General features: G+C 35.3%; 19 protein-coding genes. 8 read left to right on the forward strand and 11 right to left on the reverse strand.

The features are described from left to right. Position 1 precedes the first annotated feature (1 nt). Positions 2–871 (reverse strand): cytochrome b/b6 domain-containing protein, encoded by an 870-nt coding sequence (locus FW778_RS01250; RefSeq protein ID WP_150412755.1) that lies wholly within the window; start codon positions 869–871, stop codon positions 2–4. A gap of 193 nt (positions 872–1,064) precedes the next feature. Between FW778_RS01250 and FW778_RS23390 the strand changes: the two genes are divergently transcribed. From FW778_RS23390 to FW778_RS01265, 4 genes are all read left to right on the forward strand, one after another. Beyond that, a complete protein-coding gene (locus FW778_RS23390; protein ID WP_235905997.1) occupies positions 1,065–1,229 on the forward strand; it encodes a DUF6728 family protein in 165 nt (54 codons plus the stop codon). A gap of 69 nt (positions 1,230–1,298) precedes the next feature. Next, positions 1,299–2,333 (forward strand): RluA family pseudouridine synthase, encoded by a 1,035-nt coding sequence (locus FW778_RS01255; RefSeq protein ID WP_150412756.1) that lies wholly within the window; start codon positions 1,299–1,301, stop codon positions 2,331–2,333. Positions 2,334–2,458: 125 nt separating this feature from the next. Then, positions 2,459–2,701 carry a hypothetical protein gene (locus FW778_RS01260; protein WP_150412757.1) on the forward strand — a complete coding sequence of 81 codons (243 nt, stop codon included), beginning with the start codon at positions 2,459–2,461 and terminating at the stop codon, positions 2,699–2,701. Beyond that, positions 2,686–2,982, forward strand: coding sequence for a type II toxin-antitoxin system RelE/ParE family toxin (locus FW778_RS01265; protein WP_150412758.1), 297 nt, complete (start codon positions 2,686–2,688; stop codon positions 2,980–2,982). Before FW778_RS01260 ends, FW778_RS01265 begins: the two co-directional genes overlap by 16 nt. Before the next feature lie 3 nt (positions 2,983–2,985). Here the strand turns inward: FW778_RS01265 and FW778_RS01270 are convergent, their stop codons facing one another. The 5 genes from FW778_RS01270 to FW778_RS01290 form a co-directional block, all read right to left on the reverse strand. Next, positions 2,986–3,918 (reverse strand): hypothetical protein, encoded by a 933-nt coding sequence (locus tag FW778_RS01270; RefSeq protein ID WP_150412759.1) that lies wholly within the window; start codon positions 3,916–3,918, stop codon positions 2,986–2,988. Between the two features lie 46 nt (positions 3,919–3,964). Then, the gene (def, locus tag FW778_RS01275; protein ID WP_150412760.1) at positions 3,965–4,543 is read right to left on the reverse strand and encodes a peptide deformylase; all 579 of its coding nucleotides are present in this window, start codon (positions 4,541–4,543) and stop codon (positions 3,965–3,967) included. A 96-nt stretch (positions 4,544–4,639) separates the two neighbouring features. Continuing rightward, positions 4,640–5,053, reverse strand: coding sequence for a Holliday junction resolvase RuvX (gene ruvX, locus FW778_RS01280; protein WP_150412761.1), 414 nt, complete (start codon positions 5,051–5,053; stop codon positions 4,640–4,642). Positions 5,054–5,061: 8 nt separating this feature from the next. Then, the gene (locus FW778_RS01285; protein ID WP_150412762.1) at positions 5,062–5,943 is read right to left on the reverse strand and encodes a UbiA-like polyprenyltransferase; all 882 of its coding nucleotides are present in this window, start codon (positions 5,941–5,943) and stop codon (positions 5,062–5,064) included. A gap of 23 nt (positions 5,944–5,966) precedes the next feature. Continuing rightward, complete coding sequence (locus FW778_RS01290) at positions 5,967–6,497, reverse strand: RNA methyltransferase (RefSeq protein WP_235905998.1); 531 nt, start codon at positions 6,495–6,497, stop codon at positions 5,967–5,969. Between the two features lie 175 nt (positions 6,498–6,672). Between FW778_RS01290 and mutS the strand changes: the two genes are divergently transcribed. Continuing rightward, positions 6,673–9,279, forward strand: coding sequence for a DNA mismatch repair protein MutS (mutS, locus tag FW778_RS01295; protein WP_235905999.1), 2,607 nt, complete (start codon positions 6,673–6,675; stop codon positions 9,277–9,279). A gap of 19 nt (positions 9,280–9,298) precedes the next feature. On the opposite strand, the gene FW778_RS01300 is transcribed toward mutS, so the two are convergent. Together FW778_RS01300 and FW778_RS01305 are read right to left on the reverse strand one after the other, a co-directional pair. After that, a complete protein-coding gene (locus tag FW778_RS01300; RefSeq protein WP_235906000.1) occupies positions 9,299–9,589 on the reverse strand; it encodes a hypothetical protein in 291 nt (96 codons plus the stop codon). Positions 9,590–9,667: 78 nt separating this feature from the next. Then, entirely contained in the window at positions 9,668–11,041 is a 1,374-nt protein-coding gene (locus FW778_RS01305) for an alpha-amylase family glycosyl hydrolase (protein ID WP_150412765.1), read from the reverse strand. A gap of 117 nt (positions 11,042–11,158) precedes the next feature. Between FW778_RS01305 and FW778_RS01310 the strand changes: the two genes are divergently transcribed. Then, positions 11,159–12,241, forward strand: coding sequence for a tryptophan 2,3-dioxygenase family protein (locus FW778_RS01310; RefSeq protein WP_150412766.1), 1,083 nt, complete (start codon positions 11,159–11,161; stop codon positions 12,239–12,241). Positions 12,242–12,371: 130 nt separating this feature from the next. Here the strand turns inward: FW778_RS01310 and FW778_RS01315 are convergent, their stop codons facing one another. Then, on the reverse strand, positions 12,372–13,664 hold the full coding sequence (locus tag FW778_RS01315; protein WP_150412767.1) for a hemolysin family protein: 1,293 nt from the start codon (positions 13,662–13,664) through the stop codon (positions 12,372–12,374). A 10-nt stretch (positions 13,665–13,674) separates the two neighbouring features. After that, positions 13,675–14,298, reverse strand: a complete 624-nt coding sequence (locus tag FW778_RS01320; RefSeq protein WP_150412768.1) for a phosphatase PAP2 family protein — start codon at positions 14,296–14,298, stop codon at positions 13,675–13,677. Between the two features lie 89 nt (positions 14,299–14,387). On the opposite strand from FW778_RS01320, the gene FW778_RS01325 reads away from it, so the two are divergent. Both FW778_RS01325 and FW778_RS01330 read left to right on the forward strand, forming a co-directional pair. Then, positions 14,388–16,577 (forward strand): LTA synthase family protein, encoded by a 2,190-nt coding sequence (locus tag FW778_RS01325; protein WP_150412769.1) that lies wholly within the window; start codon positions 14,388–14,390, stop codon positions 16,575–16,577. 35 nt (positions 16,578–16,612) lie between these two features. Next, positions 16,613–18,610, forward strand: a complete 1,998-nt coding sequence (locus FW778_RS01330) for an LTA synthase family protein (protein ID WP_150412770.1) — start codon at positions 16,613–16,615, stop codon at positions 18,608–18,610. Here the strand turns inward: FW778_RS01330 and FW778_RS01335 are convergent, their stop codons facing one another. Then, a complete protein-coding gene (locus FW778_RS01335; protein ID WP_150412771.1) occupies positions 18,611–19,357 on the reverse strand; it encodes a class I SAM-dependent methyltransferase in 747 nt (248 codons plus the stop codon). Positions 19,358–19,438 lie beyond the last annotated feature (81 nt).

The following is a 19,438-nucleotide window of genomic DNA, read 5'->3' on the forward strand; positions in this document are numbered from 1 at the left end:
ATTATGATATGTTTGGCCCTTGAGGGTTTACGTTTTTACTTTCAATGGATGATTCATCCTTTACACCGGTTACATCACCCGATGTAATTTGCAAGATCGCATTATCCGGATACGTTTCATCTTTTGGTATAAAAGGTTCCGTGATATTTATAACAGGGTTTCCAAACTGTTTGCTTTCACTCTCATTGTTAATACCTGTAGGTTGAAATATAATTTCCTTTACCGGTAATACATCAAGTCCCGTAACCATACTTCTGAAATTATTCCATCCGGCAAGTATCACCTGAACTATATGAACTACAAAAAACAAAGTAAAAAGTATCGTTAAAATAAAGTGCTCAGCACGTGCCCATTCATAACCGCCCAACAGGGCTGCCAAACCATGGAACTGAATGGGTTTATAAATTGAAAGCCCGGTAAGTAATGAACCAAGCCCCATCACTATTACACCTGTGTAAGCAATTCTTTGTGCTGCATTGTACTTTTTTTGATCGGGAACAGACTTCCTTAAATGCAGATCATGCAATACCACCTGGAATGAATCTTTCAAAGATTTTTTGTTGGGAAAAATTAACCGCCACTCGCCTGAAAAAAGAAGATACAAAACATAAATAAATCCATTAACAGCGAATATCCACATAAAAACAAAATGGAGGCTCATGCCCTCAGCAAGCCTGAAAGGAATATGTAATGCCTTGTAGAACGAATCAGGAAAAAATTTCAAAACTGTTTTATTTCCCCAGCCAAGTCGATAAATATCGTTAGCCCAATAAATCAACATTCCGCTCCAGATCATAACCGCAATTACGGGAAAATTAATCCAATGAAACCATCTAATGGCAAGAGGATGTTTCTTGATTACTCTTTTCATTATGCCAAATTATCATTTTTTTTTGTTTTCAATTAGTGCGTTTTCAAGAGTGTTCAAACTCATCTTGGCAAGCACGAATAATTTTTACATCAACCTAAAACTTTTAGATTAGTAAATTTGTAATTATTTACGCATTTTTTGGTTGAAAAGTTGCAAAATTTTTTAAATCAGTTTGTTAATAAATCGTCCGGCTATGGGTGTATGGAGACAAATACAAGAATACCTTTGGATCAAAAAAAGAGATCCTAATACTCCGCATACAAAATGGATAGGATACATGCATGGCATGAACCGGCTTGCCATTCTCTTATTTTTAGTGGCACTTATTATTATGCTTATCAGGTTGATTAGGGGATAAATCTTATACAATTATTCTATATGGATCATCTTCTTTAATTAGTTTAAGGGAGAATAAAATTTTTAAATAATGAATGAAGAGGAAATTCTAGATGACAATGAAGAGCTTTTTGAACGACATAATATTATTTGTGCCTTAGGGCAAGAGCCGTTAAGGATTGATAAATTTTTAATGAACCGCATTGAAGGGGCTACACGAAATAAAATTCAGCAGGCAATAGAAGCCGAAAGAGTTTTGGTAAATGAGCATGTGATAAAATCAAACTATAAAGTAAAGCCTGGTGATAAAATTATTGTGTATGATACTTACCTTCCAGAAAGTACTGACATAGTCCCGGAAAATATTCCATTTAAAATAGTGTATGAGGATGAGGACATAATGGTGATAGATAAGGAGCCTGGAAGGGTAGTGCATCCCGGCAGCGGCAATCCCGGCGGTACTTTAGTGAATGCGGTTGCATATTATTTGAAACAGCAAAATCCCAATATTAGTGAAACAGAACTTGCAAGATTTGGACTTGTTCACCGGATAGATAAAAACACCTCAGGACTTTTGGTAATGGCTAAAACGCCAAAGGCAATGACACATCTTGCTAAACAATTTTTTGATCATACAGTACATCGCCGTTATGTTGCTTTGGTATGGGGAGATTTTGAAGAAGCTGAAGGAACCATCAATGCTCATGTTGGGCGTCACCAAAGATTTAGAAAATTATTTACCGCTTACCCTGATGGCGAACACGGCAAAGAAGCCATTACACATTATAAAGTTTTGGAGAAATTTAATTATGTAACTCTTGTTGAGTGCAGGCTGGAAACAGGCCGAACTCACCAGATACGTGTCCACATGCAATTGATTGGCCATCCCCTTTTTAATGATGATACTTATGGTGGCGACAGGATTGTAAAAGGAACCGTGTTTACCAAATACAAGCAGTTTGTAGAAAATTGTTTTGCTATTTGCCCGCGTCATGCTTTGCATGCACAGCAATTAGGCTTTATTCATCCAACAACGAAAAAGCAAATGTATTTTGACAGTGAATTGCCGGAAGACATGAAAGCGCTGATTGAGAAGTGGAGAAAGTATAGTGTGAACAGGAATTGATAAATAAATTTTAAACTGGTAGACTAAAACACCAAAAAGCATAGTTAAGACGAGACTACAATAATGGCCGCCATCTAATATTTAATTTCAAAAATGTTGATTAATTTTAATCATCAAAAATTATTATGACAATCAGGGATAAAAAGCAAGATATACTTCAGAAGCTGCAATCAACTACTGATGAGCAATTGATCGAAGAGATTTATGAATTATTGTATCCTAATGAAGCCATTAAAAATATTCCCATTAGTGATCTGCCCGATGACTTGCAAGTCAAGATAAATCGTGCATTGGATGATTATAGAAATGGACGGTATATTACTCATGAGCAAATGAAACAAAAGGTTAAGCAATGGCTTACCAGTTAGTGTGGTCTGCTGAGGCAGAAGATGATTTCAGAAATATGGTATTATATATTAAAGAAACCTGGTCGGTCCAATCATCAGAAAAATTTATTGCACGAACATACAGAAGATTAGAAAAACTTACTTCAATGCCGACTTTAGCCAGGCCCACATCTCAGCAACTAATTTACATGTATAAACTGGATCGCAAGAATGTATTGTTTTTTTCTTTAGAAGAAAATTATCTTATTCTGTTAAGTATTTATCCTTACAAACGAGATATTACCAGAAGTAAATATTATTAATCCCTATCTGATAAAATCAAACAACGTAGCCGTAAAAATTCCATGTTCTCGTTTCTTAAAAATAACTTTCCAGTTACCGTTATATCGTAATACGGAAGGTACTAACAGGTCGCCAACTTTGGTCATTTGCACTTCCATATTTACATTAAAATCATAGACTCCTGCATCATAACTTATAGAATAATTGCGGGCAACAATTTCAAAAGTCTTTTCATTAAACCAGGTAGTCATTTCGTCTATCACCACATCACTTTTTTTATCATCTTTTACTTTAACGGAAAATACATAACAATCTTCATTATTGTACTTTCGGTAATCAATGTTCATGTCATATTTATCCGCCATTGATTCATTAAAAATTTCCGTTTTATCGCTGATAAATGGAAGGCCTTTAATTTTTTTTCCTGGGTTAAAAAAAAGCATTTTTAATTGCTCCTTGTGTTTTTCAATTCCACTCAACCCTTGCGTGGAAAACTCGCGACCCTTTACAATATTATCTTCTCCGCAAACGGAATCTTTTGTAAAAAAGAGACCAGCATACATCTGTGCAGTGTAATAATTAAAATTACCTTTCCTGTCATACATATCTCCGGTTGTTACCTGGTTTAATACTTCCATTTTGCGACAATTATTTTCTCGTATTTGTTTGGTTTTGCTCGTAAGCGAAGCCTGGATCTTCTCCCTCTTATCAAGCATTCTAATATCATTCAAGGAAGTATAACCTATAATATGGAGATTGCGAAAAGCCTTATAAAATGTAGTATCGGTCTTCACTCTTTCAATAAAAGAAGCGATATCTAACTTGTTATTAACTACAATTTCAGAAAGAGTGATGTAATTATTGTCAACTTTTATAGTAGTATCTTTTTTATCCTGGGCAAAAAGAAAAAATGACAACAACAATAAAATCGCCGTTGTTAAATTCTTTTTAAGCATCCTTTAAATTAAATATTAAATGTTGTGAAAACCGGGAAGGCACATATTATTTAACGAAAGACATGCGGTAATCTACCGATATCTTCCCCTTGGAAATATTATCCAGCTTGCGTTTCAGCAGGTTTTTTTTGAGAGGTTTTAAATAATCAATAAAAAGCTTTCCATCAATATGGTCGTATTCATGAAGAATTACACGGGCCGTAACGCCATTAAAAGTTTTTGTATGCTGAACAAAATTGTCATCTAAAAAAGATATGACAATCTCTTCTCTTCGTAATATATCTTCCCTGATCTTTGGTATGCTAAGGCAGCCTTCATTGTACGACCATTCATCGCCATTGATACTGTTAATTTTTGCGTTTATAAATACACCTTTATAACCTTCGTCACCCGGGTAATCCCATTTTTCATCATCTTCAAGGTTTGCAATTATCTGCAAACTATCCATTACGAACAGACGAATATCTTTATTAATTTGTGGTGCTGCCAAACCAACTCCTTTACTGTTATACATAGTTTCCCACATATCCTCAATTAACTTATGTAATTCAGGATAATCAGGAGTAATCTCTTTACCTACCTTTCTCAAAACCGGGTTTCCGTATGCTACTATAGGTAGAACCATGAATACTTTATTTTGTTTTTAAATTTCCGCAAATTTAGAACTTTTGAACAGTAAATAATACCTTTAAATACACTGAATTCTTTTAATAAAATTAAATTATGAAATACTTAGCATATATTCCTGTAACATAATAGTAGCCGCTATCTCATCAACGGTTCTTTTATTGCGCCGGTCTTTCTTTTTCATGCCCATTTCAATCATTGCCTGCTTTGCTAATTTGGAAGTAAATCTTTCATCAACGGTTTTTAACGGAATTTGTGGAAATTCTTTTTTTAGTTTTACAATGATCGCATTAACAAGTGGCGTTGCATGTGTATCAGAGTCGTCAAGATTTTTCGGCTCACCTATAACAATTAATTCTACGGGTTCCCGTTGGAAATATTTTTTCAAAAAAGAAATTAATTCTTTTGAATCAACCGTTGTTAATCCCGTTGCAATAATTTGTAACGGATCCGTAACGGCGACGCCTGTACGCTTTAAACCATAGTCAATACACAGAATTCTTGCCATTGAAATTTTCAGGTATGAATATTAAGGTAAATGTCAATTAAAACAAACAATGAAAAAATAACAGATGCTATACCGTTAGATGTAAAAAAGGCCCTGTTTACCCTGCTCAAATCTTTAGGCTTTACCAATGTGTGTTGGTAAATAAGAAAGTAAGCAAAGATCGCTGCACCTGCCCAATAGAACCAGCTGAATTTTCCGATTATCCCTGCAGTTAATATAGATGCAAAAGATAAAATATGGAGAAACTCGCTAACACGCAGCGCCCTTTGCAAACCAAGCATGGACGGGATAGAACGCAAATGATTAACCCTGTCGAATTCTTCATCCTGCAAAGCATATATAATATCGAAACCGCTGACCCAAAACAAAACGGATAATGAAAATAGAATTGGTACAAAGGCAAATTTTCCTGTAACTGCAATATAAGCTCCAATAGGTGAAAGGCTTAAACCCAGCCCTAGTACAAGGTGACATAAAGAGGTAAATCTTTTTGTATAGCTGTAAAATAAAATTACAAACAAAGCAACCGGCGCCAATACCAAACAAAGCGCATTTATAAAATAAGTTGTCATAACAAATGCTATACAACTAAATACAACAAATATCATTGCATTTCTTTTGCTTACAATTCCGGCGGGTATCTCCCGTACTGCAGTCCTGGGATTAATTGCATCAAAGTCAGCATCGAGCCACCGGTTAAAGGCCATAGCAGCACTTCGTGCAAAAACCATGCACAGCAATACCAATATTAAAAGTTCCCACCAGGGTTTATAAGTTTCAAAATTTGCAGCTCTTAATCCCAATGAAAACCCGATGAATGCAAATGGCATTGCAAAGACGGTATGAGCAAAAGTTACAAGAGACAAATAATTTTTAATCGACTTCACCATAATTCTATTATAAATACATTTTTTTAACTGGATTTAGTTTTCACCGCTTCCCATAAAACAATGCCTGCAGCAACAGAAATATTCAAAGAATGTTTCATTCCAAACTGTGGAATTTCGATACAGCCATCACACAATAAAATAGTTTCCTGTTCAACACCGCTAACTTCATTACCAAAAATAAAAACCGTTTTATCAACATTTAGCTCAGAAAATTTTTCTAACGAAATACTATCCGCAACCTGCTCCACAGCAAATATTTTAAAATTATTTTGTTTCAATTCTTCAATCGCCATTTTAGTATTTTCAAAATATTTCCATTCTACAGAATCCTGGGCGCCTAAGGCTGTTTTCGTAATTTCTTTATGGGGCGGTTTTGCTGTATAACCGGTTATATAAACTGCTTCTATTAAAAAAGCATCGGCGGTGCGAAAGACGCTGCCCACATTATATGCGCTTCTAATATTTTCCAATACTGCAATCACCGGAATTTTTTCTGCACGCCTGAATTCATCAACAGATTTCCGGTTTAACTCATCCATACTCAGTTTTCTCATCAAAAGGCTATTAATTTGCAAAAATACTTTAGTTAGGTAACAAGTTTATTAGTTAATAAGTTTATTGGTAAATTGATTCTATATTTCACTTTAAAAAAAATTATAACCCGATAATATCCCTCTCCTTCGGAGAGGGGTTGGGGTGAGGCCTATGTCAAGAGAAGATACTCCTTTAATGAAACAACATAACGCAATCAAGGCGAAATATCCTGATGCAATTTTGTTATTTCGTGTGGGCGATTTTTATGAAACTTTTGGCCCGGATGCGATTACGGCTTCACGTGTTTTAGGAATTACTTTAACGAAACGAAGCAGCGCTTCAGCTACTGCACCGGAACTTGCCGGCTTTCCTCATCATGCATTGGACACATATTTACATAAATTAGTAAAAGCCGGTTACAGGGTTGCGATATGTGATCAGTTGGAAGATCCAAAATTGGTGAAGGGAATTGTAAAACGAGGAGTTACAGAATTAATAACGCCGGGCGTTGCCACTAACGATAAATTGCTGGAACATAATAACAATAATTTTCTGTGTGGCATTTGTCTTACTGATGATAAAACAGGAATTTCTTTTTTAGATATTTCAACCGGCGAATTTTTTATCGCAGAAGGAGATAAAGAATATGCTGATAAATTATTACAAAGTCTTAATCCTGCCGAAGTTATTTTTCAAAGGAGCCATCAAAAAGATTTTAAAAGTTTTTTTGGAAGCAAGTTCTATACGTACTCCTTGGATGAATGGATTTTCACTGAACAATATGCTAAAGAAAGTTTACTAAAACATTTTGGTACTCAAAGCCTCAAAGGTTTTGGTGTTGAAGATTTATCTGCGGGAATAATTGCGGCTGGAGCTGTATTGCATTATTTAAAAGATACGGAGCATCCTAATCTTCAACACATAACTTCTTTACAAAGAATTGATAAAGCAGATCATCTCTGGATGGATAGATTTACCATAAGAAATCTTGAATTACTGGGTGGCGTTGAAGGCAATAATTCATTACTAAAAGTTTTGGATAATACAGTTTCTCCCATGGGCGCACGGTTGTTGAAGCGCTGGATGGTAATGCCTCTTACAGAAATAAGCAAAATTGAAGAACGTCAGCAACTGGTAGAGGATTTTATAAAATCTCCTGAAGAAAAAAATAAGATTAGCCAGCACATAAAACAAGCGGGCGATATCGAAAGGCTTGTTAGCAAAATACCTCTAAAAAAAATAAATCCACGTGAGGTTTTACAAATAAGCAAAGGGCTAAAATTAGTAGGCCAGGTAAAAGAAATATGCGATGCATCTGCTAATGAATATTTAAAAAGATTGGGAGACTCATTAAATCCATGCAGGTATATTGCTGACAAAATTTTTAAAGAAATTATAGAAAACCCTCCTGTTGCAGCCTCCAAAGGAAATATAATAGCTGCAGGTGTTGATGCATCACTTGATGAATTAAAAGATATCGTTACTAACGGTAAAGGACACTTGTTAAAGCTTCAGCAAAAGGAAAGTGAAATTACAGGAATATCATCTTTGAAAATTGGCTTTAATAACGTGTTTGGATATTATCTTGAAGTTACCAATACGCATAAAGATAAAGTGCCTGGAACATGGATGCGTAAGCAAACACTTACCAATGCTGAAAGATATATTACACCAGAGCTCAAAGAATACGAAGAGAAAATAATGGGCGCTGAAGATAAAATCCTCCAGCTTGAATTACAGATTTTTGAACATCTCTTAAATGAGTTACAGGATTATATAGCGCCGATGCAGTTGAATGGTCATGTGCTTGCTGTATTGGATTGCCTCACCTGTTTTGCAAATAATGCATTGCAGTTTAAATATAAAAAGCCCTCGCTCCATAACGGGTATGAACTTGATTTAAAAAGCAGTCGCCACCCCGTAATTGAAAGAAACTTACCGCAGGGAGAAAGTTATATTGCAAACGATATTTTTTTAGACCCACAAACGCAGCAGATCATTATCTTAACCGGGCCAAACATGAGTGGTAAAAGTGCGGTTCTTCGCCAGACTGCTTTAATTACCCTGATGGCCCACATGGGAAGCTTTGTTCCTGCAGATGAAGCAAAAATTCCTTTAACGGATAAAATATTTACCCGTGTTGGAGCCAATGATAACCTGAGCAGCGGCGAAAGTACTTTCATGGTAGAGATGAACGAAACGGCTAGTATTATCAATAACATCACTTCCCGCAGTCTAATTTTCTTAGATGAAATTGGGAGAGGAACTTCAACTTATGACGGTATATCTATTGCGTGGAGTATTGTGGAGCACCTGCAAAAATCTTCGTTTACGCCTAAAACGTTATTTGCTACGCATTATCACGAATTAAATGAACTCGAAAACAAGTTTGAAAGAGTAAAAAACTTTCATATCACTCATAAAGAATCGGGTAATAAAATTATTTTTTTAAGAAAACTTGCAAGTGGGGGAAGTACGCACAGTTTTGGTATTCATGTTGCAAAAATGGCGGGTATGCCTCCATCGCTTATTGAAAGAGCAAATGAAATTTTAAAGCAACTGGAAGCTAAAAATGTTGACGATACTATAACGGATACCGTAGACGCAAAAGGAAAAAGCCCGAAAAGCATAAAAGAAAATTTGAAACAACTTGCTCCGCCACAATTACAGTTAAGTATTTTCGACGCCCATTCACAGGCATTTGAAGACATCAGGAAAATTCTGGAAGCAGCAGATATTAACCGCTTGACTCCCGTGGAAGCTTTATTAAAATTACAGGAGATAAAGAGTATGGTGAAGTGATATAAAATTCCGTATAAAACTATTCAAAAGCAACTAATTCATTATATCTGTTGCTATACTGTTTCACTTCTAATTTCAATGTAGTTGCATTTCTCCTCTTATTCTTATTGGCATATTGAATAAATAATATTGTTATATAGATTAATACTATGCCAAACAATATGGCTATAATTTTCGTTGGATTCTTTTTTGCCCATTTAAAGATGTTATAAAAAAGGGATCTTTTTTTTCTTGAATGTCCTGAATGTCTTCTTGATCTTCGCTTGTGAAGGCCTGGATTATCGATGGTCATAGTTTTACTTCCTCTCATTAGTTATTTCAAATAATCCAACGGTTTGTTGTGAAAATTATTTTTGGAATAGGATAATAAACAAGTTTAAACAACAAGTTATTTGTATTCATATACAATATATCCCCAGGGCTCAATACTAAATACGTGAGTGTCATTTACTTTTTCTTTTACCCCCAAAAATATATTTAAAGGATTTCCAAAAATTAATGAATCGTCTATGGTAAAGGCTTGTGGCTGATCTGACAGGTTTAAAATTACTGCAACTTTATGACCTGCCTTTTCTCTTACATAAGCGAAGATCGCCATGTCGTTGCCAGTTGCGAGTTTCTTATAAGACGCATCCGCCGCCAATGCAGGATTCTTTCTGCGCAAATGAAGTAAAGTGCTGTAAAATGGCGCCATCTTATATTGATCCCATACAATGGGGTCTTTCACAAAAAATTTCAATCGCTTTTTATTGGGAATTTCCTGGCCACTGTAAATCAATGGAACACTTTGATATATAGTTTGCGAAAACACGGCAAAAGCTTTATAAGCATTTCCGTATTTTTCAAATTCAGTTCCATTCCAACTGTTCTCATCATGGTTGGTTGTAAAATAAAGCCGGTAAGCATTCTTTGGGAAAATTGAAATATTATGATTGATTATTGAATCTAGATAGTTCACGGTATTTTTTCCTGAAGCAACATCAACCGTTGCCCACATCACGCTCCATCCATAGGTTTCATCAAATCCTACGCGATGGAGATCCGGATTCTCACTTTCGGCAAGCATAAAAACATTCTTTATTTTCTTTAATGAATCAATGCAACGCTTCCAAAAGTCAACAGGAATAGGATCAACATGATCGCAACGAAAACCATCAATGTGGGTGTCTTTTATCCAATACTTCATTACATCAATCATACTATCCTGCAATTCCGTATTTTCAAAATTGAGATTGCGGGTATCTGTATAATCATTATCATATACTGTATTTCCCAAACTGTCTCTTTTATAAAAGTCAGGATGATTTTTTATCCATGGGTTATCGGGCGAGGTATGGTTGGGAACCCAGTCTATTATAACCTTAAAACCCATGCTGTGACTTATATTTACTAAATGTTTCCAGTCTTTCATAGTGCCAAATTCAGGATTTACGGCTCTGTAGTCTCTAACGGAATAATAACTTCCCAAATCAGCGCTCGTCATCTTTCGTCCTTCTATGCCGATAGGATTTATGGGCATAAACCAAAGAATTTCCACACCCATTTTTTTTAAACGCGGTAGACTTTTTTCAAAATCTTTTATAGAAGATGAAGCGGTGTATTGCCGCAAATTCACTTCATAAATATTACTTTGCTCACTCCACGCCGGATGCGCCGTAGCATCTTTACTTTTTATTTGTGAGAAGGAAACTTTTGGAACACTCCCTATAATTATGGCTACAAAATAAAATGAAAGTATAGCACCCCTTGTATTTTTCTTCATGATTTTTTTTGATTGAATTAAAATTATGCAAATAATTTAATCACTTTACATTTATCACTTAAAACAATTTATCTACATTTAAGCGGTTTCCTTTTTGGATTAATAAACACCAAAATCATGGCAGAAAATAAATCAATGTATTATACCGACTATCTCCAACTCGATAAAATTCTGGATGCGCAACATCCTGAAAGCTTTAAACATGGAAATGAGCCGGCGCATGATGAGATGCTTTTCATAATTATTCACCAGGCGTATGAATTATGGTTTAAACAAATCTTATTTGAGCTTGATTTTATACTGCAGGTTTTTAAAAAAGAAAAAATTGATGATAATTCGGAAGACCTGAATCTTGTAAGACATAGGTTGAACCGGGTAATAAAAATCCTTGAATTACTTACGCAGCAAATAACTTTATTAGAAACGATGACTCCCCTTGATTTCCTTGAATTCAGAAATTTATTAATTCCCGCATCCGGCTTTCAAAGTGTACAATTCCGGCTTATTGAGGCCACTCTTGGCTTACAGATGGACCACCGGTTTAATAAAACTTATTACAAACGAACGAATGAAGGCGGATTTGATGAAAAAGATTTTAATAAAATTAATGAAACAGAAAACGCTATTAGTCTTTTATCATTAATAAATAAATGGCTTGAAAGAATGCCTTTTTTTGAAATCGATTTATGGAAAAATTATCACCATCAGTACCCGCCCAGTGATTCGTTTCACCCATTCTGGAGCGATTACAGGAATATTTATAAAAACGGATTAAACGAAAGAGAAGCAAATAGGATTAATGATTTTGATTTCATTTTTTTTGAAGATAAAAATGCAATTAGTGATGGACAATCAATAGAGAAACCAATGCTTTCGGCTAAGGCATTGCGGGCTGCTTTGTTTATTATGCTTTACCGGGATTTTCCTGTTTTTCAAACCTCTTATCAAATATTAGATGCGTTAATTGAAACCGACCATCAGATGGCAAACTGGCGGCATAAACATATTGATATGGTAAGGCGAATGATAGGAATGCGAATGGGAACAGGCAATACAAGCGGTCGTGGTTATCTTGAAGGCGCGTTAAACAGTCATTATATTTTTAAAGATATCGCCGGACTTTCTACCTTTTTAATTGAAAGAAAAAATTTACCGAAGCTGCCGGTAGAATTAATAAAGAAGTTGAGTTATAATAATTGAGTTTATAAGTTAATTGGTTTATTGTTGATATGTTAACTGGTTAACATGTTGAAGCTTTTCAGGTTAACAACTTTAGAACTTTTCAACTTATAAACTTGTCAACCTTTTTAACAAGCAACCAATAAACTAATCAATCCATCTCGTCCCTTAACTCATCAGAAATATTTACAAGTACTTTATCAATTCGTTGTCCATCCATATCTATTATTTCAAAGGTAAACCCGCGCCATTCAAAAGTATCGCCAGTAATCGGAATACGCTTTAGTTCGTGTAAAATAAATCCCGCCAACGTATCAAAATCGTTTTCACCTTCATTTATCCAGACAGTTTTTTCAAAGTAAGTAAGAAAATTATAAAATTGAATTTGTGCATCAATGAGAAAACTTCCATCCTTTCTTTCTATTATCTCATAATCTTCATCTTCCGCCTCAGGCATTTCGCCAACTATTGCATTTAGAATATCCTTTACCGTTATCATGCCCTGCAGGCTTCCGTATTCATCAACAATAAAAGCATAATGAATTTTAGTTACCTTAATTTTTTCGAGCACCTGGTAAGCCGAATTATTTTCCGGAACGAATAGGCCTTTTCTTAATAAAGAAGACAATTGGGCATCTGGTTGCAGATACATATCCTTTATATAAACAACACCCTTAATATCATCAATAGTTTTATCGCAAACAGGGTAAATCGAATGTTGAAATTCTTTTATTTTTTCTTTTACTGATGACAGTTCCTCGTTTATTTCAAACCATACAATATCAGTGCGGTGTGTCATAAGAGAAGTAATATTCCTGTCACCAAGATGGAAAACTCTTTCTATAATATCTTTTTCTTCTTCTTCAATTGTGCCGGATTCACTTCCTTCATTTATCATGGCTTTAATTTCTTCTTCCGTTACCTGGTTATCTTTATTGTGCCTGATGTTTAGCAATTTAAAAATACCGGAATTAAGAGAGCTTAATAACCAAACAACTGGAAAAGAAATACCGCTCAAAACTTTTATGGGCCTTGCAACAAGCTTTGCAATTTTTTCCGGCCGCATAATAGCAAACCTTTTAGGTAGTAATTCCCCGAAAAGAATTGACAAAAATGTAACGAGTATTACAATAATTACGGTTGAAATGGTACCCGCATAAATTTTTATAAAATTAATTTTCTCGAGATAAGGCTGCAGATACTTACCAAATTTTTCACCGGAATACACGCCTGTTAAAATAGCAATTAATGTAATATAGATTTGGGTGGTAGATAAAAATATATCCGGGTTTTCTTTAAGTTCCAGTGCAGTTTTCGACCTGATATCGCCCTTCGCGGCACTACCTTCGAGCCGGTTTTTTTTTGCAGAAACCAACGCCATCTCACTCATTACAAAGAGTGCATTGAGAAGAATAAGAAAAAATAAAATGATCACTTCTACCATAAAATATTTATCATTTTTGCAACAGGCCTATTTTGGCATTAAATATTTTCGCGGGAATATACCCAAGAATTACACCAACTACCGCTCCGCAAAATACGTCAAACGGAAAATGAACACCAACATATACTTGTGCATACGAAATTAATAGCGCCCACAAAAAAACAAAAGCCCATTTGGGGCTGACCGTTTTTTTTAATGTTGTAAATATAAACATTGCAGCAGCAAAATGGTTAACAGCGTGCGAAGACGTGAAACTCGAACTTACCGGGCAGTAACTTACCAGGAACCTGACTGAACCCGTAAGCAACGGATCGTGACAAGGCCGTATCCTTATAAAATTATCTTTTATAATAGTACTACTTATATAATCGCTCATTGCCGCATTCACTATAAAAAATAAAACCCAAAGCCAACCTCTTTTCTTGAAATTAATAGTGGCAAAAAATACCAGGAAAAAATAAAATGGCAACCACACAAATGGTTCACGAATAAAGGGGAAAAATTCGTCTAAAAACGGCGTATGCCATTGCCCGTTAATTTTAGAAAACGCATTATAATCAAACTGTTTTATAAACTCCGGGAGATACATGGTTTTGTAATTTCTGTCAAAATCAATTCTTACAAAAATAGCCATTGCTCAAAAACACTCGCTAAATATTTACATTTGCTTTATCATCTCATTCAATTTCTTTAATCGAAATTTGCCACTCTTTAATTTTCTAGATGAAAAAAATCGCTCTACCCCGGCTTGTTAAATGGATGTTACTTACTGCAGTTGCATTTTTGATTTTTATGACCATCATGCGGTTTGTATTTTTCTTTCATTTCGGGCCCGCGCAATATTCGTTTAGCAACAGTTTTAAACCGTTTCTGCTTGGGTTAAATTTTGATACAAGAATCGCATGTGGCATTGTTCTCTTTCCTTTCCTCATAGGAAATCTCCATTTAAATTATAATAACAAAAAGAGCCTTAACATTGGCAGCATAGTCCAATTAGCATTAACCATAGTTATTATGGTATTGCTTATAATTTTTATGAAGAAGGGCCATGTGCCGAATCCATCACTAGTGTACATGGGAATTTTATTCGCACTTATACTTGTGTGGCTTTTTTTTACTAAAAATTGTAACCCGTTTGAAAACGCAGTTAGCAGAAAAATTTTTAAAATCTATTTTTTTATAATTACTGTTTCGCTTGTTTTTCTTTATGCCATTGACTTTGAGCATTTCGATTACCTGCACCAGCGCCTGAGCGCCAGCGTGCTAAATTATACAGCCGATGCAAAGATTTCGATGAATATGGTGTGGGAAACCTACCCGGTTTTTACTTTATTAATATTAATTATCATCTCAATAATATTGTTGTATGGTTTAATAATCCGTTGGTTTAAAAAAATGCAATTATCTATTTACCGCGGACGTGGCTTTTCAAAAATTTTAATAGGAGTAGCTTTTGCACTTTTATTTGGGCTGGGAATTTTCGGGAGGTTAAATCAATATCCCCTGCGCTGGAGCGATGCCTTTTCTTTTGATGACGATTTTAAAGCCAATCTTTCTTTAAATCCCATTCAAAGTTTTTTAAGTACGCTTCAATTTAGAAATTCTACTTATGATATAAAAAAAGTAAAAGCATATTACCCTTTAATGGCTAAATACCTTGCGATTCCTGATGCCGACAGCTCCACATTAAATTATAAAAGAATTTTTAATCCACCGCCGGCTGCAAACACTCCAAATGTGGTGGTGGTTATTTGCGAAAGCTTCAGTGCCTACAAAAGCAGCATGTGGGGAAATCCATTGAACACAACTCCTTACTTTAATGAAATGTGCAAACAGGGTATTTTTTTTGATCGCTGTTTTACCCCCGCTTACGGCACTGCACGCGGAGTTTGGGCGGTTATTACAGGTATCCCTGATGTGGAATATCCAAATACTGCGAGCCGTAATCCTTCCGCCGTGGATGAACATACCATTATTAACGATTATACCGGTTATGATAAATTTTACTTTATTGGCGGAAGTTTAAGCTGGGCCAATATAAGAGGATTGCTCACCAATAATATTGCAGGTCTTCACATGTATGAACAGGAAAACTATAAAGCGGCATCCATTGACGTTTGGGGCATTAGCGACAAAAGACTTTTTCTTGCCGCAAACGACGCATTTAAAAAACAAACAAACCCATTTGTAGCCGTAATTCAAACAGCCGACAACCACCGTCCTTATACAATCCCAAATGAAGACAAAGCTACCTTCACGTTAAAAAAATATCCAAGAGACTCTTTAAAAAAATATGGTTTTGAAAGTAATGATGAATTAAACGCTTTCCGTTTTACCGATTATAGTTTTGAAACCTTTATAGAAGCTGCCAAAAAAGAAAAATATTTTAATAACACCATTTTTGTTTTTGTGGGCGACCACGGTATACGTGGTGATGTTGGGAATATGTTTCCAAAGGCTTGGAATATTGATGGATTAACAACACAGCATGTGCCGTTGCTTTTTTACGCTCCATCTTTACTTTCTCCTCAACGAATAGACAGGACCTGTTCGCAGGTAGACCTGCTACCATCAGTAACTGCGCTTGCCCATGTCAGTTATACCAATACAACTATAGGTAAAAATTTATTTGATACGATTCCTATCCATAATGTTCGTTTTAAAAATGCCGCGTTTTTATTTGATCCCAATCTTAAGCAAATAGGAATTGTAACAGATGAATATTGTTATGTACATAATCTTTTAAGTGGCACAGAAGATTTCAGGTATAGCAATAGTAATGAACCATTACCACAAACACCTTTAATAGAACAAGATAGGAAAGCAATAAAAGATCTTGCGCAGGCATACTATGAAACGGCACGTTATATGATGTTGAATAATTTAAAAAGAAATGCTATAACTGGAAAATAGTGATTGAATGCATATACCTTTACGATTTTTAAAACATGATTGTAAAAGCCAGATTGATGAAAAATGTTCCATTAACCATTCAATGGATCTTTGTGTTATGGCTTATTTATGTTTTAATATTTACGATTTTTCGAATATCCACGGTAGTTCTATTCCGGCCCTTTAATATAACTTTTACTTCTCTCTTGCCATCTTTTTGGTTGGGTTTTCGTTTCGATGCAAAATGGATAGCAATGATTTTGTTACCCATTGCCGTACTTTCTGTATATCCAAAATTTTCTCCATTTTATTCTGAAAGAAATAAACGCTTATGGTCTTATTACCTGGCATTAACCACTTTATTTGTTTTCTTTTTTTTTGGGGCGGATTTTGGAAACTTCAGTTACAACCATACACGCATAAACGCAAGCGCTCTAAATTTTGCAGAAGATCCAGTTACTTCTTCTAAAATGTTGTGGGAAAGTTATCCAATGGTATGGATCCTTTCCGCCCTGGCACTTACAGTTTTTTTAATGGCTAAAGTTTTTAAAAAAACCCATGTGCAAACCTTAAAGAGAAATTCTGAATTAAATATAACTTATCGAAAAAGATGGCATGCCCTAGCCATACTTTTTTTAGTGTGGTGTCTCTACGGTGTTTTTTCGTTTACCCCTTTAAAATGGAAAGATGCTTTTGTATTAAATGACAATTTCAAATCTTATGTTGCTTTAAATCCCCTGCAAAATTTTTTTACAACACTTCGGTTCAGGAAACCTTCGTTTGAAGATGCAAAAGCAAAGGCCTATTTTCCTGTAATTGCAAATCTTCTCCAGCTTGATTCACAGAGCATATCAGATAAAGATTATGCAAGGGAAGCATTGCCCGATAGTAAAGCGCTGGAAAGCAGGCCCAACATAGTTCTGGTGATATGCGAAAGTTTCAGTATGTATAAAAGCAGCATGAGTGGCAACCCGCTTAATACCACGCCATTTTTTAAATCGATGTGCGACAGTGGTTTATTTTTCAACCGCTGCTTTACTCCAACTTTTGGAACTGCCAGGGGTGTTTTTGCTATTATTACCGGGACACCTGACGTTCAGCTTTCTGAGTTTTCAACCCGCAACCCGGCCGCAATAAACCAACATACTATTATTAATAATTTTACCGATTACAAAAAATTTTATTTCCTGGGAGGCAACAGTAATTTCAACAATTTTGAAGGTCTTGTAAAAAACATCGATGGCATTCAACTTTACCAGGAGGGCTCTTTTAAAGAGCCCGCTTTAAACGTGTGGGGCATCAGCGATAAAAATCTCTTTCTTAATGCGGAAAATGTTTTTGCGAAACAAACGAAACCTTTTTTTGCAATCATTCAAACAGCAGATAATCACCGCCCCTACTCTATACCGTTAGAAGACTCAGATTTTGAAAAGAGAATAGTTAGTGAAGACACGTTGGTAAAATATGGTTTTGAATCATTACAGGAATTCCAGTCATTCTGTTATACTGATTATTGTTTTAAGAAATTAATAGAAGAGGGAAAAAAGCAGAGTTGGTTCAACAATACCATTTTTGTTTTTGTAGGCGATCATGGAGTAGAAGGAGAATCCTCCCAAATGTATCCTGAGGCATGGACGACGGGCCGCCTAAGCGATGAGCATGTGCCGATGTTATTTTATTCGCCTCAGCTAATTTCACCTCAAAAAAGGAATGAAGTGGTTTCGCAAATTGATGTTTTACCAACGCTTGCCGGCATGTTGCATATGTCGTATAGCAATACCACATTAGGAAGAGATGTGCTTCATTCAAAAGATAAAATGGATGCCGCATTTATCATTCATCATGACGAAGGAAATATTGGCGTGGTTACAGATGACTATTATTTTGTAAAAAACCTGCGGATAAAGAAAGAACAATTAATGCCGTTGAAATCAAATGTTTTGTCGCTCACCGCTACCCAGGAAGATTCAGTAAAAAATAGCCTTTCCCAACTTACCTCGGCAATGTATGAAACCGCGAAGTGGATGCTGGTGAATAATAAAAAACAAAATTGATCATGGTACCTTTTTGGAAATGATAACCATACGCGGAGAATTTTTAATATGGAAGCTGTTGAAATTGTAATCTCCAAAAACTTCCTGAACCTGAAGCTTATGATAGGCAAGCATTTCAGTAAAATCGCCTAAAGAAAATTTAGCAACTTTTTCCTGGTACTCTATTGGCTTTTTTAGCACTTCGTCTTCAATAATTATTTTTTTATAAAAATGAGTTTCATCAAACCATTTGGTAATAAAATACGTTACGTTATCTATCTGCAATTCCGATTGATGAACCAGGTGATCTTCCGCATAATGTGCATTCAAATAATCCAGTACAAAAACGCCGCCGGGCTTTATAGATTGTGCAATGGTTCTTATAGAATTTTCATGTTCTCTCCTGGTACTAAAATAGCCAAAGCTGGTAAAAAAATTAAAAGCGTAATCAAAGTAATTTATCCAGAAAGGAAGACGCATATCATGAACAAAAAAATGCAAATTTTCTGCTTCATATTTTTTTGCTTCTTTGATGCTTTCAACTGCAAGGTCAATACCAGTTACATCAAAGCCCATAGCAGCCAATATCCTGGAATGCCTGCCCCTGCCGCACGCAATATCCAGTATTAAAGATTCTTTGGCGGCCTTTAAATGCTCAATCAGTTTATTTATAAATTTAGTTGCTTCCACCTTATCACGTTTAAAATATAACTGGTGATAATAAGGTGAGTTAAACCAATCTTTAAACCACGGCTTGGTATCTGTCATAATACAAATGTAAATAATTAGCTAATTAGCCTGGAGGCAACCTGGCCAAATAACCACATAATCTAATTTGCTTTATCTTTA

This window comes from Ginsengibacter hankyongi (assembly GCF_008710285.1).
In the GTDB taxonomy this organism is placed as follows: domain Bacteria; phylum Bacteroidota; class Bacteroidia; order Chitinophagales; family Chitinophagaceae; genus Ginsengibacter; species Ginsengibacter hankyongi.